Here is a 13,789-nt window from a genome sequence, read left to right as displayed (position 1 = left end):
GAGGAGGAAGAAGGTATGTTGAAATATTCAGTTCAAAATAAAGCTGAGCCAGGCACATATGCACTGCCTTTTCAGGTCACCGAGCAGGAGAGCGTGCTCTCTACATTAATCATTCCTGCAAGTAAATCTGAAGGACGTATTGTCATTGAAGTCTCTTTGGCATGGGAAAATCCGCTGCTCAACTGGGATATCGGGGAGTTGGACATTCGATTGCGTCGCAATGATGAGCGGGGACCTATGCTGGATTGGTTGCAGGATTCCTGTTATCAGGAGGGATTTGCCGAGTTAAGCTATGAGGAAACGGGAAAACAGGCAGAGCCTTATGTATACTGCTTGACCGTACAATCAGCTGACCGTCGTGCTGTTGTTACGGGGCCGCTCATAATTCGAGGCTCCGTTTATGAAGATTGACAAAAACCTGGATGGACAATGAGCAAAAATAAACTAAAGGCAGGTGGGAGTTTTTAGCCCGACCTGCCTTTTTATAGGGTCTGTGCCTTCATGGTGCGGATTGTTTCAGACATTCCAAAATGTCAGCGTCTGGCAGCTTATAATCTTCCGGCAACGAAGTATTAATTCGGTTCCATATTGCGTAATCGACCTTCAGATCCGGGTGCGACTGCTGGATTTCAAAAATACGGTTGTACAAGTCTCCAACGACAGGAAAAGTCATGCTCTGCCTCCTAACTGTTGAATCAACGTACTCAACGTACTTGATTCAGCGCTTGCCCATAAATATTCACGAGTCGCTCAATCATAACATCCAGAGACCAATGCGCGGTCCCCCATGCTTTGGCATGTTTCCCCATAGCTATCCGCACTTCATCCTGAGCCAGCAAATGCTGCAAATGAGCTGCCAGTGCCTCCACATCGCCAACCGGGGAGACCAGTCCGGTGTGTTCATGCTTCACCATTTCCGGCAGTCCGCCCGCATCCGATACCACTGCCGGAAGCCCCATAATCTGCGCCTCCATGACCGAAAACGGCTGATTATCCTGTATGCTCGGATGGACAAAAAGGTCCGCCAGTTGTAAAAGAGCAGGTACATCTTCACGATGCCCCAGAAAAACCACGTCTTCTGCCAGCCCTAGCTCCTTCGCCTGTGTTTGAAGCTCTTCCCTTTTATCTCCCTCCCCGACAATCCAGCAAACCCAATCCGTACGACTTGCTTTCAGCAGACCAAGAGCGCTCATTAAATAATGCAGCCCTTTGATATATACCAGCCGTGAAGGACAAATCATAACTTTTTTCCCCTCAGGTCGTACTATGTCCGTTCCCCGGGCGTGGACTTCCCAGAAGTGCTCGGTATCCAATCCGTATTGGAAAGTAGCAATCTGCTGCTCAGGCACTTCGAACTCACGCACAAGCGTCTGTTTCATCCATTCTGTAGACGTAATGGTAATATCCGCGGATAGAGCGCCATAGTGCTCCAGCGCCCAATAATATTTCCACATCAACGTCTCTCGGTAACCCTCCTCATGATCCCTTTCCAGAGCCATCATGACTTCACGAGCCAGCGAGCCATGAATATTCGCTACCAACGCACTGTCCTTACGTTTGACCCGACTTAGAGCACGCGTCGCAATGACATCTTGCGTGTGAATAACATCATACTGCTCAACCCCGAAATACGCCGCTGCCAGCTCCATACAGTATCGATCCTTTTCCACCGTCTGCACCCATGAATCCAAATGTAATACAGGGACAGCCGATTCATTCAACTTCGTATGCAGCAGGGGCAGCAGTTGATCCTTCAGCAGCTCTCTATCTTCAAAAACAATATGGTATTTAGGTGTATCCGGTCCGTTCCCCATCAAGTCTACTGTGTGACCCAGTAGCTCCAGCCTCCGTTTAATTTGCAGCATAAAGGGCCATACGCCACCCAAATGAGGAATCGGCCAGTACGTAGCCAACAAAATTTTCAAAACAGCCTCACCTCCTCTGTCTCGTACGCTGAGCTACATTCCGTTACTTCCGTAAATTTGCTGGAAACCCGATAACGCATCTGTCCAGACCGCAAAAAATCCATTATTCGGCACGATCGTTACATCAATAAAATTACCGATCGTAACGACTGGAACCGGACTAATCCCGTTAGGATTAAAGGAGCTGTCTGTTATTCTGAGGTTCGTAAATGTATTTCCTCCGTTCGTTGATTCGGCCACAAATACGTCTAATAAAGAGGTCGTTATTTGATTGGTATAATATACGATCTTAATCACACCGGTCACAGGTGAAACATCAATAGCCGGGAAAAAATGCTGTGCCCCTGCACTAGCCCCTGTCACAGATTGCGGCGCAGTCCAGCTTAATCCGCCATCCACCGAACGGGCGAGCAGCACATCCGCATACCCTGCCCGATTATCCTGCCAGACCGCATAAAGTGTTCCCTGATTCGGGCTAGTAGAGCGATCCACCGCAATGTTGGCCATCGGCAGCACATTGAAGCCAAACCCGGCCACGGGCAACGGACTCGGAACCGGGACAACAGAAGATACAGGCAGCGAAGAACTGAATGCTGTCCCCCCATTGAAGGACACAATGACCTGATATTGGTTAACCGGATTAGTTACAATGTACCCGACATAAATCACCCCAGTAATGCTCACGGTGATTTCCCCCCGTGTGATCTGATTGGAGCCAGCGGTGAGCACCACGGGTGTATCCCACGTGATCCCTCCATCCTGCGAACGCTGGAAAAACATGACTGATCCGCCAAAAAAGTCAGGATTGTACTGATGCGTATAACATAAATAGATGTTTCCGGTATAGGAGCTGACCTGAGAAGTATCAAATTTCACGCCGACCTCAACATTATTGACAAATGTCCCATACCCCCGCTGGGCAATCACGGGCGGATCAAATGTATTACCGTTGTCTCTGGATACATAGGTAGCGATGGTACCGCTCAAGCCGTCTGCGGTAAATACGTGACAGGCTATGACAAACAAGTTGGGGAAACCGTAGCTGACGCTATGGGATTCCGCCCCTACATAGCCTGCTGGTAGCGGTAAAATCTGCTGTGTAAAGGAGACACCGCCGTTACCTGAACGGTATACCACCGTCAACGGCGGCCCTGTCGTAAAATCGATAGCCGCAGACACAATGGTACCGTCGAGCAGGTTGAAAGCTACACTCGGTTCCTGCGCCAGCCTTCCGTTAGGCGTAAGCTGTACGTTCGGCATCAGGACCCACCTCCCGGTACACCAGCAAAAATCGTCAGGCTGCCTGTACGCGTATCCGTCCAGACGGAAATGTAACTATTCGGCGGTACGATGGCGACATCAATATAGTCGCCGATCAGCTCTGATTCGCCTCCACCGACATTCGGATTAAAGGAGGTCGTCGTGAGACGGCTGTTCGTAAAGGTGTTGCCTCCATCTGACGATTGGGCGGCGAACACATCCAGATTAAAGCCGTCCAAGCGATTGGTATAGTACACGACAACGACCAGTCCCGTCTTAGGCGACACCGAAATCGCAGGAAAGAAATTTTGCGAGCCAGGCGGGCTGTCTGTCACAATGATCGGAGCACTCCAAGTACCGCCAAAATCGCTTGATTTGGACAACAAAATATTGCTGTATCCCTGACCAAAGTCCTGCCAAACGGCATATAACGTATTTGTTGTGGACGGCACAGCCGAGCAGTCAGCAGCCAAGCTGGGAATATTCAGTATCCTAAAGCTGTAACCGGGGACGGGCAAAGGATTGGGCACCAGCGTTATGTTGGATACGAGAATATCCCCGCTAAAGGTAGCGCCTCCATCGAAGGATCGCCGGATAAAATAAGCCGGTGTTTGCGGACCCGTACGAATCCAACTGACATAGACACTTCCATATTTGTCGACCGCAGGCTCAGGTCGTTCTGTGGAAGATTGGATATTCGAAAGCAATAACGGTCGATCCCAAGTTAGTCCTCCATCGGTGGAACGCTGGTAGAACGCCGCAGATTGAGCATTAAAATCTACATTATATTGGCGGTTATACGTGACATAGACGTGCCCGAGATAGGGACTTGCCCCCGCATTATCCGTCGTAATATTAGTCCAGTCATTATTAATGTAATCTCCAAAACCCGGATTAATGACCACCGGGGGGGAAAAGGTGGCCCCATCGTCCGTAGAGCGATAGATCACGACAGCCCCGTTCTCATTTCCCGGAAACACATGTGCGGATATGATAAAAATATTCGGGAACAGATAGGCTACCATTCCTGCCTCGGCTCCTGTATATCCCGGTGGAATTGGCAGTAAAGAATCAGTCCAGTTCGCCCCAGCGTCCAAGGAACGATACAGTCCAATGAGCGGGGGCCCGCTACTAAAGTCAACAGCGACAGCCACAACAATATTCGGATTCAACAAATTAACGGCGACACTGGGCTCAAATTTGGGCAACCCGCTGGGTGTAACCTGAAAATTAAAGGGCATCGCGAGCATTCCCTTCATTATATAAATGGACATGCCTGAAGTGTTTCTATTAAAATGTACTTTTTTCAGCACAGCCTACAGACAACCATACAAGCTTTCTTTTCGATAGATTCATAGTATAGAAGCATCCCTTCAGGGATTTTTCCAATATTCTGTTTTTTGAGAGGATGATTCGATTGGCTTTTACAACCGGATATATGACCAACACTAGAGATTTTGGTACTGCCTGCTCCAATGTCGTTGTAAATTTGGTCAACGAGGATACAGTGAACGCGGCAACCGTAACGGTACAAATTTTTTTCTCACTCGTACCGGATACCAAGATCCCCTTGTACGTGACATCGATTAACGTACCTGCAAACTCCATTGCCCGACGTACCTTCTTTATACAAGGGGTACTTGCCTATGAGGTTCAATACAACGTAGTCTCCGCTGTACCTTCCAATGTTGTGCTTTCGAATTTTGGTTTGGACCAGTTTGGTAATGTTGTACAGGAGCATCGTGTTCTTCAGTCGGAGCTGACCACAATTCCGGCGCTGTCTCCTGTCAGCTAAAAACAGCCCTGCTCCAGGGCCTGATGCAATCTGTGCGTGTAATACACGTAATTCCATTCCGGCGGTATGGACTGAACTCCTCGGCCGCTGCCGATGGTTGAATGGTCATCTGTATAGTAGGAAAAGGCATGTGTATCCTGTAATGGGCGCAACAAATCTGTCAGATACAGCAAATCCGTCACGGCAATATAAGGTTTGACACCGAAGCATACAACAAAGCGGGTCGTTGTTTCACCAATAGCCTGAACCAGTGCTTCCTGGACCGAATAATGCTGCCGTGGCGTTACGATTAACCGAGGATCGAGCATCATCGGCAGGAAAGCGCTGGCTCCCTGTTCTGGCGTTAAATCCAGCAACCGTACCACACAATTGCTGTAGTGCTGTTCCAGCAGATTATCCAGCAATGATTCAGCTTGAGCCATATCCGTGACAGGCATTAAAATCGTCATTTCAAGTGGGATGCCCCGACGTGCTCTCGCCTCATGCTTGGCGATTTGGAATGCGCGCCGCCAGCGTCGGTGCTCCTTCTGGCTGTGCAAGCCGGCCGATACACTAAAAGCAGAATTCACCCGGTAATCCATCAGGATCTCCGGGATGAATTTCATGCTGCACGTCTCGGTCAGCCGCAGCCAATAATCATAATCCTCCACAGGTTGTAGCCGATAACTCCCAATCTGACGGGCATATTGGCTTTTGTACATAAATGAAACCCCAACGATGCTGGCGTTCAGCAATTCGTGATCCGGCTGACTTTGGTACCGGATCAACGCTTGTTGATGCTGCTCGTCGTACAACGGGTTACCCGCAGCGTCAATCTGGCGGAAAGTGGAGAACACAAGCCCGAGCGAATCTGGCCCCTGCTCCAGCTCCCACCGTAATCGTTCGATAAAGGATGAATTATAAACATTGTCGCTGGATACCCAGGTCACATACATGATCGCTGGATCTTTAAACAACTCGTCGAATCCCCGGTTAAGGGCATGGGATACTCCTTTGTTCTGAGGGAGTGTAACCAACTGAACGCGCGGGTCCCCCATTGCTGCGTTGAGCGCCGGCCCTACCATTTCCGGCGCTCCGTCAATAACAATGATGAAGCGAAATGCCCTGTAGCTCTGGGCTAGTACGGATGAGATCGCAGCTTGCAGATAGCCGATATCCTGTTTGTACAGTGGCATAACAATCCCCGTATCTACCATATCAATCCCCCCTGACAAACTTTCGGCTTCATGAGGATAAACCGCTCAACACCTGACTGAAGCGATCTCGATAACGTGCTTGGGTTATGTTGTACTCCCGCTCCACAGCGGGCCAATGTTTTTTGGTTCCCATTTCATCATGCCAGCGGTAGTTAACCAAGGACTCGTTCAGAAAAGGAAATGGATATCCCGCCAGCATCACTCGGTACCACATATCCAGATCATGTGTGTACGGCAGCAGTTCATCAAACAAACCGATATGTGCAAACAGCTCCTTTTTAAACATAACCGTGCATCCATTGACCGGATTTCCTTGCTGAAAAAAACGGTAAAACTCCGTCATAGACGGAAACACGGCGGCTGCCTGATAGCTTGTGACTTGGCTGTATTGATTGATGAAATTGAAATTGGTATGGGAGATGTACGCACCGTTTTCCACCATAAAAGAAACCTGATTATTAATTTTGTCCCTATGATAGGTATCGTCGGAGCTGAGCCACGCAATATATTCCCCGCTGGCATGTCGGATACCATGATTCAGGGCGCTGGCTGTTCCACCGTTGGATTTGCCCAAATAATGTATATACGGAAGATAGGCCTGAAGCATATCAACATGTTCCGTGGACCCGTCATCAACGACAATAATCTCGAGAGGTCCATAAGTTTGCTCTAGTGCACTTTGCAAAGCCTGATCCACATATGCACAGTTATAAAAGGGAATGACGATCGTTACTTTCGGTCTCATATCGTTCCTTCCTTTCCAGCTCGGCGGTATTGAATCATATCCTCCAGCGATTGCCCCAGCTGTATGGTCGGCTTCCAGCCCATGTCCTCCAGCTCTTTCGCACGGTATGCCTCGGTGGATGCCGACTCTGCCACATCCCCCCATTGTATGGGAATAGATGTTTTGGCCAGCGCAACCATACGTTCTACGATATTGCCCAGTTCCACAATGCGGCCTGTGCAGACCGAGTAAACTTGGCCTGGCACACCTTGTTCCAATAGCACGCCGTATGCGCGAACGGCATCACGAACGTCGAGGAAATCACGTTGCGCATGTCGGGAAGATACCCGGAACGGGGCAGTTTCAGTTACGGACTGCCCCTCCAGACGTTCCGTCTGAACGATATACCCCGCGAGTAATGCACAAAATCCGGTAGATGGACCCGGACCGATCAAGTTGCAAGGCTCTGCCAGCATGACGGATTGTTCGAACAGCGCGCCCCACGAGAGCGCGACTGCCTCTTGAAGGCTTTTGCTAAGGCTGTATGGATGCGTTGGATGATACGGTGCTTGCAAAGTCGTCTTTAGCCGAGAACCCGCCACAACAATTCTGGCTTTGGGGAAAGGTCGCAGTACATCGAGCAGATACAGAGTGGACAGTACATTGGATTCCATGTATAGCAGGGGGCTTTGCCAAGATTCAGGGACGGAATTTTTACCACCTAGGTGAAGCACGTAATCCGGAGCAATCTGTCTAATGACTTCGCCTAGACGATTCTTGTCGAGCAAGTCACACACATAAGGCGTAATACAGCTACGGGTCTCCACCTCTGGGCTGTTATTTTCATCATTGTGAGCCAGTAAGATCAGTTCTGAGACGGAAGCGGCAGTGCGAGTCAGCGCCGCTACCTCCCAACCGAGCTTTGCAAAATGGCGGCAGGCATGCATCCCGGTATAGCCCGCCGCTCCGGTAATGACTATGACAGGCCGACGTTGTTCCGCTGTGCTTCCGTCCATTCCAGCAGCTCCTTCAGCATGATGCTGTAGTGAGGAACATCGTAGAGCAGATCGGCCCGGGTAGAACGAAGCGTCCGGTCCTGCACCGGCTCATCTTTCGGCACGATCCGAATATCCTCCCTTTTCCAGATGTCTTTGAACAGCAGCAGCAAATCATGCTTGCTGATCGGTTCAGGGTGAACCAGATGAATGAGTCCGTCCAGCGGCTCATTCATCTGCACCTGTATCGCCTTCGCTAATTCCAACGTCGTAACCCCGTTCCAAAAGACTCGGCGATACCCGTTAACGTCTCCGCTCTGCTGCAAGAACCAGTGCAGCAGACCAATGCCTCCCGGCCGAATTTCCGGCCCGATAATGGAGGTACGGATAGTCAGATGCCCTGCGGCCTTTACTTCTCCGAGTATTTTCGTCAAAGCATAGGCACTTGTCCCATCGGGTTGATCCGTCTCCTTATATAAACCAGGTACCCGATTTCCTTCGAATACGCAATCCGTGCTGATATGGATCAATCGGGCACCAATACTGTCCGCTATCCGCCGGAGAAGATGTGGCAGCAATCCATTGATTTGGTATGCTGCAATCTGATCCTCCCCGGCATGCTGATTCAGTACGCCTACCGCGTTAATCATAACGTCTGGCCGTACACTCCGTACCAGCTGCTCCACCATAAAGCTGTCCTTTACATCCAGCAGCAGGCCGCCTTTATTTTCGGGATCACGGGTGGTGTAGAACACGTTATACCCGCTCTGGTTTTGGAAATACTTAACCAGAACATGGCCTGCCATGCCGTTACCACCCAAAATAAGCAGCTTCATTTGATGAACCCCCCGCTTTGGAGAATGCTGCGAATCTCCTCTTTCGACATCAAATTAAACTCCGAACTAAAGCTGCTGAATGACACGGGAGGGCACTGATTATAGCGGTCCTTTAATTGAGGAATATTCAGCGTTGGGAGAATGACCAAATATTGCTCGTCATAGACTACCGTCGTCAGGCTTTCAAAGTCACTCATCAAAATCTCATGAATTTTCTCGCCGGGACGCACACCTTTTTCTACAATTTCTACGTTTTCCACACCTGAATCCTCAATGAGCACCTCAGCCAAGTCCAAAATACGGCAGGTTGGCATGGTCATGATAAAAATTTCCCCGCCGACACTTTCCACCGAGGCTTTGAACAGGAGACTGATCGCATCACGCAAGGTCAGGAAGAAGCGGGTCATGTTCATATCTGTGATCGAAACCTTGCCTTTTTGGCGAATCTGGCTTTGGAACAGATGCACCACGCTTCCGTTGGTGCCTAAAACATTACCGCCGCGCACCGTCACGAAACGTGTATCGCTATTCAGCAGATTGGCGTAAACAATCAGTTTTTCTCCAATCGCCTTCGTCATGCCGTAAAAATTGGACGGATTCGCGGCCTTGTCAGTCGATATATAAATGACTTTCTTTACCTGATTGGCAACAGCGGCCTCGATCACGTTTTGGGTGCCTACGACATTGGTTTTGAGTGCCTCGTAGGGCTGATCTTCACAGACGGGAACGTGTTTGAGCGCTGCCAAATGAAATACATAGTCCACTCCTTGACAAGCGGTGGTCAGCGCATCCTTATCCCGAATATCTCCAATACAGAAGCTGAGCCGTTCATCCTCAAACTGCCTGTTCATGGCAACCTGACTGGATTCTCCGCGTGAAAAGATAATGACCTCTTTGGGGTTACGCGGCAGTAACTGGGTAACCAGCTCATGCCCCCAGGAGCCGGTACCGCCGGTAACCAAGATACGTTGGTTTTCAAACATGCCGTTTCCCTCCAAGCAGAAATTTAACTACCTTATCCGACACATCTTCCGCCAGATAGCCCGCGGGACATTGCCACTTATGGGTCATCCCGGTCATTATGGCTACCGCGTTTGCTATAACCTCGCCATCAAGACCAGACACGATATTGCTGCCGCAATCTACCGTTTCCGGCCGTTCGGTCGTCCGGCGCATCGTAACCGTCGGCACCCCCATGACACAGCATTCTTCCTGTACGGTACCACTGTCCGTCAAAGCGCAGCGGGCATGCCGCTCCAGCAGAACGAAGTCAAAAAAACCGAACGGTTCGTGAAATTCCACTAGCGGATCAAGCTGGATCGGCGGGTGGCTTGCGATTCGGGCGGCAGTGCGGGGATGAATACTGCAAATGACCCGCTGCCCGAACTGCTGGGCTACCCGGTTAAGACCATCTAAAATAGCCAGCAAATGCGGTGGATGGTCCACATTTTCAGCTCTGTGGGCAGTGACCAGGAAATATTCTCCCGGCGACAGTCCCAACTTTTTCAAAATTCCACTGCTCGATATCTCTTTCTTATAGTGCTGCATCACTTCGTAGATCGGATTTCCAGTCAGTATAATTCGTTGGCTTGGGAAGCCTTCGCGTAGTAGGTGCTGCTTGCTTTGCTCCGTATAAGGCATATTAATGGTAGATATCGCATCAATGACACGCCGGTTCTTCTCCTCCGGCACATCCAGATCATAACAGCGGTTCCCCGCCTCCATATGCACGACCGGATAACCCATACGTTCCGCAAGTAAGGCACACAAAGCGCTGTTCGTATCACCGAGCAATAGCACATGATCGGGGCGTTCCTTGTTTAAAATATCCTCCATCTGCGAGTACATGGCGGACAACTGTTTGCCCAGTGTCCCCGCTTTCTCCTGAAGTACATAATCCGGGGCACGCAGTCCCAGCTCGCGAAAGAACTGCCCGCTCAGGCTTTCGGTGTAATTTTGGCCCGTATGCACAAGCACATGTTCATCTGCATGGCGGTCCAGCTTCGGAATGATCAGGCTGAGCCGTATAATCTCCGGTCTTGTGCCGAGCACGGTCAATATTTTCATGGTTTTGGAACCCACCTTTGCTGTCGTTGTTTCATTGAATTGTGGCGTTCAATGAAGGATAGCCATCCAGCAGACTGGCTGTGCTCCAGCTTAACGTTCATCTCGACGGTCCGGCGTAGGTTCACCCGGACCGTTGTTTTGTATGCTGTCCAGCCTTGAGAGTGACTCGCTTCTGCTTGTGCGTGTTGTGTCGCCGTGACCGGTGCTTGAATTTCCGCTTGAGTTTCTGTCTGGACTTGGTTTTCGGATAAAGTCCCTTCGACAACGGGGACCCGTGAATTTTCTTGAGGCGACTCTTGCCGCCGCTTCTCTTATACCTGCGATTCCGCAGTCGGGTACGCTTGCGGCCCTTTGGCCATCTCGCCCGAATACTACGCTTGCCGCGGGGCAATTCGGGTGGTGAGTCAGGTAGAGGGGATACTGGTTGTGGCAAGCCTTGAATAGCTGCATATTCGATTGGTGGCAGGCCCAGCACAGGCAGTTGACACACCACCGATTCGGGAAATTCTCGAATCGTGTTGGTATATCCCTCCGGTATAGCGGTGACCTGACGCAACCCTTCGCCTTCCCTCGTCCATACAGGTCCACCCGGCTGCTGAATCAACGGGAACCAATGCGGATGATGACATACCCATTGACTGACCATGAGGTGTAAACTACCTCGGTAGGAATCAGGTCCGTATACACGTGTAGCCGCACTGTTGTTACGCACACCAATCCGTTCCACTTCTTCGGGATGATCGAGCAGATAGCCCACTTTTTGCGCCAGCATGTCGCTGTTGCCCGGCTCTACCAAAAAATCTGTATTTCCGGTCGCCTCCATCAACTCCACAAGTCCACCCTGCGCAAAGGCTACCACGGGCTTACCGTAAACCAGCCCTTCCAGGGCGGTCAGGCCAAAGCCTTCCTCCACCATACTTGGGATTACAACAATATCCATTGCGCTATAGGCCGTTGACACGGATTCCTCGAATGAATTGAACTGGAAGCGGCGGCTATAACGAGATTGGCGGATTAAAGAGACACATTTTACGTAATATTCCGAGTCCACCGAGCTGCCGATGATCCAGAAACGACACCGCGAATTGGTTTCGCACAGCTTTAGAGCCATTTGGACAAAAGGCAACAGCCCTTTGGCTTCGTAAATAAAGGAAGAAATATAACCAATGCAAATATGGAAATCCCGCAGCCCCAGTTTTTCACGTTTCCTTTTCCGTTCCAGCACATGCTCTTTGGGAGATGGCATATCCATATCCCGGCAGGGAGACAACACCGTATGCGGACGTGTCAGTCCCCCACCATGCAAAGGACGCATTACAGCTTGCGAAATGCCGATGACCCATTGGCTATAGCGCTCAATGATAGAAACAGAAACTGGCGTATGCGCATTCTGGTTAATAACCTCGGTTATTTTCCAGATCACCGGAATATTAAGCTCTTGAGCAGCCATTGCAGGCATGACGTTCACACAGGTATTGACCAGCACCACATCAGGTCGAGCATGCCGAAGCATCTGGAACAACGGTGCATACGCCACATGGGTCCGCAAATTCTCCGCATCCTGCGCCAATCCCTCATATGGGGTATACATGCCATGCAGCATGAACAGGTTCTGTGTCAGAACGGTGATTCCGCGCTTGCGGGCCATTGAGGTCAGCCGCCCTTCACCAGGCGTTACGAGAATACAATCGAAGTACGTACGCATGTCTAGACAAAATTGCAATAGCAGCTTCTCTGCCCCCGTAATACTGCGGACGTTGCTAACATGGCTGAATAGCATCATTTTCGGCTTGATCGGAGTTCACCTCCTTTAAAATAGCAACCATCGGACGTGTGAATCACCTTATGGAAATATGACCGACAACAGTTGGTCAATCCGGTGACCATACGTGTGCTCCCGCAGGGTTCGTTCCAGAGCACGTAGGGCAATTTCATGGCGCTCTTTTTCATGCGTCAAATAAAACTCAACCTTCTCCAGCAATTCCTGCTGAGAGCTGTAGGTCTCTATCTCTTCCCCCGGCTTATAAAAACGAGCCAGATCATCTCTTGTATCTGTCAGTTGCAACGTGCCACTGGCAGAAATTTCAAACGTGCGCGGATTGGGCGAAGCCCCCGGAATTTTCAGTGAGTTGTTGTTCACCGAATCATCCTGATGGGAACGATGAAGATTAATTACGATTTTGCTGCCGTTATACGAATCATTGGTTTCGACCGGAGACATCCAGCGACCCAGCTCAATTTTGTCACCATACGACTGATAATCCGGGAGACGATCCCACCAGATTCCGTTGATTTTAATGTTACGAGCCATGAGCTGCGGCATAATCGGATTGAAGAAATAGATGCGGTTCCAGTAGGCTGAGCCTGTAAACCCAATCTCACGTCGTACCGAAGCGGGCGAGCTGAGTGGGAAATAGTGAGTCAGAAATGCTCCAAAGGGCAAATAGTGCACAGACGTGCAACCCAACTGACGGTACAGCTCCATGCAGTTCATTTCTAACGTGAACACATAATCATAATTCGTAACAATTTTGGTCGTCGTGTCAGTGTAATATGGATCGTCCGTTAGCCAGATGGCGGTGGGGATGCCCAACTGGCGTACCGCAGTAACTTGCTCCAACGGAAGATCCATTCCATCCAGTGCCAGCATCAGATTCGGACGGAGCTGAGCGGCAATATCTCCTACCGGCTGACGTGGGTCTGTTACGGTAACCTGAGCCGTCATGCTTTGCAACGTGGTAATGACCGCCTCATCCAGCGGAGAATACGGAAGGCCTTTGCCTGAGACGACATACAGTACATGGATTTGTCGAAAAGGGAAAACTGCTTTCATCCGTGCAACAATTGCGTTAGCACGTCCGCGCAGATATCCTTCGTCGTATCCGTCATGCACTCCCGCAATTCTCCCCCTTTCCCAGGAGGCTGCCGCCGTCTGGTGAACAGCCGGGTCATACGGTCCTGTCGTAGATATCGTCATCACTTTCACTCCTC

Annotated in this window: 14 protein-coding genes; 2 read left to right on the top strand and 12 right to left on the bottom strand. The window is 50.3% G+C overall.

Annotated elements, in window-relative coordinates:
• Nucleotides 1-15: 15 nt before the first annotated feature.
• The gene (locus G9G54_RS18390) at nt 16-411 is read left to right on the top strand and encodes a hypothetical protein (RefSeq protein ID WP_165179126.1); all 396 of its coding nucleotides are present in this window, start codon (nt 16-18) and stop codon (nt 409-411) included.
• 88 nt (nt 412-499) lie between these two features.
• Here G9G54_RS18390 and G9G54_RS18385 read toward each other — a convergent pair whose 3' ends face one another.
• The 4 genes from G9G54_RS18385 to G9G54_RS18370 are packed head-to-tail and all read right to left on the bottom strand — an operon-like array spanning nt 500 to nt 4,459.
• Nucleotides 500-673 carry a hypothetical protein gene (locus tag G9G54_RS18385; protein WP_023990097.1) on the bottom strand — a complete coding sequence of 58 codons (174 nt, stop codon included), beginning with the start codon at nt 671-673 and terminating at the stop codon, nt 500-502.
• A gap of 31 nt (nt 674-704) precedes the next feature.
• Nucleotides 705-1,925: a glycosyltransferase family 4 protein gene (locus G9G54_RS18380; protein WP_075154695.1), complete on the bottom strand. Its 1,221-nt coding sequence runs from the start codon at nt 1,923-1,925 to the stop codon at nt 705-707.
• Between the two features lie 33 nt (nt 1,926-1,958).
• Nucleotides 1,959-3,185: a sialidase family protein gene (locus tag G9G54_RS18375; RefSeq protein WP_165179125.1), complete on the bottom strand. Its 1,227-nt coding sequence runs from the start codon at nt 3,183-3,185 to the stop codon at nt 1,959-1,961.
• Nucleotides 3,185-4,459: a sialidase family protein gene (locus G9G54_RS18370; RefSeq protein WP_238808208.1), complete on the bottom strand. Its 1,275-nt coding sequence runs from the start codon at nt 4,457-4,459 to the stop codon at nt 3,185-3,187. The genes G9G54_RS18375 and G9G54_RS18370 overlap by 1 nt, the downstream gene beginning before the upstream one ends.
• 164 nt (nt 4,460-4,623) lie before the next feature.
• On the opposite strand from G9G54_RS18370, the gene G9G54_RS18365 reads away from it, so the two are divergent.
• Complete coding sequence (locus G9G54_RS18365; RefSeq protein ID WP_238808206.1) at nt 4,624-4,980, top strand: hypothetical protein; 357 nt, start codon at nt 4,624-4,626, stop codon at nt 4,978-4,980.
• On the opposite strand, the gene G9G54_RS18360 is transcribed toward G9G54_RS18365, so the two are convergent.
• The 8 genes from G9G54_RS18360 to G9G54_RS18325 all read right to left on the bottom strand — a co-directional run bounded on the left by G9G54_RS18360 (nt 4,977) and on the right by G9G54_RS18325 (nt 13,775).
• Nucleotides 4,977-6,176, bottom strand: coding sequence for a glycosyltransferase (locus tag G9G54_RS18360; RefSeq protein ID WP_165179122.1), 1,200 nt, complete (start codon nt 6,174-6,176; stop codon nt 4,977-4,979). The two genes, G9G54_RS18365 and G9G54_RS18360, sit on opposite strands and share 4 nt — an antisense overlap.
• A 28-nt stretch (nt 6,177-6,204) precedes the next feature.
• Nucleotides 6,205-6,921, bottom strand: a complete 717-nt coding sequence (locus G9G54_RS18355; RefSeq protein WP_025722605.1) for a glycosyltransferase — start codon at nt 6,919-6,921, stop codon at nt 6,205-6,207.
• Complete coding sequence (locus G9G54_RS18350) at nt 6,918-7,916, bottom strand: NAD-dependent epimerase/dehydratase family protein (protein ID WP_165179121.1); 999 nt, start codon at nt 7,914-7,916, stop codon at nt 6,918-6,920. The genes G9G54_RS18355 and G9G54_RS18350 overlap by 4 nt, the downstream gene beginning before the upstream one ends.
• Complete coding sequence (locus G9G54_RS18345) at nt 7,877-8,731, bottom strand: dTDP-4-dehydrorhamnose reductase family protein (RefSeq protein WP_165179120.1); 855 nt, start codon at nt 8,729-8,731, stop codon at nt 7,877-7,879. The genes G9G54_RS18350 and G9G54_RS18345 overlap by 40 nt, the downstream gene beginning before the upstream one ends.
• A complete protein-coding gene (locus G9G54_RS18340; RefSeq protein ID WP_069290300.1) occupies nt 8,728-9,714 on the bottom strand; it encodes a polysaccharide biosynthesis protein in 987 nt (328 codons plus the stop codon). The genes G9G54_RS18345 and G9G54_RS18340 overlap by 4 nt, the downstream gene beginning before the upstream one ends.
• Nucleotides 9,707-10,798 (bottom strand): non-hydrolyzing UDP-N-acetylglucosamine 2-epimerase, encoded by a 1,092-nt coding sequence (gene wecB / locus G9G54_RS18335; protein WP_165179119.1) that lies wholly within the window; start codon nt 10,796-10,798, stop codon nt 9,707-9,709. The genes G9G54_RS18340 and wecB overlap by 8 nt, the downstream gene beginning before the upstream one ends.
• 121 nt (nt 10,799-10,919) lie before the next feature.
• Entirely contained in the window at nt 10,920-12,581 is a 1,662-nt protein-coding gene (locus G9G54_RS18330) for a glycosyltransferase (protein WP_165179118.1), read from the bottom strand.
• A 60-nt stretch (nt 12,582-12,641) separates the two neighbouring features.
• Nucleotides 12,642-13,775 carry a CgeB family protein gene (locus tag G9G54_RS18325; RefSeq protein WP_165179117.1) on the bottom strand — a complete coding sequence of 378 codons (1,134 nt, stop codon included), beginning with the start codon at nt 13,773-13,775 and terminating at the stop codon, nt 12,642-12,644.
• Between the last annotated feature and the right edge of the window lie 14 nt (nt 13,776-13,789).

The organism is Paenibacillus sp. EKM212P, from assembly GCF_011066115.1.
GTDB lineage: Bacteria > Bacillota > Bacilli > Paenibacillales > Paenibacillaceae > Paenibacillus > Paenibacillus polymyxa_B.
The sequence above is the reverse complement of the archived record's forward strand: the minus strand, read 5'-3'. Positions and strand labels throughout refer to the sequence as shown.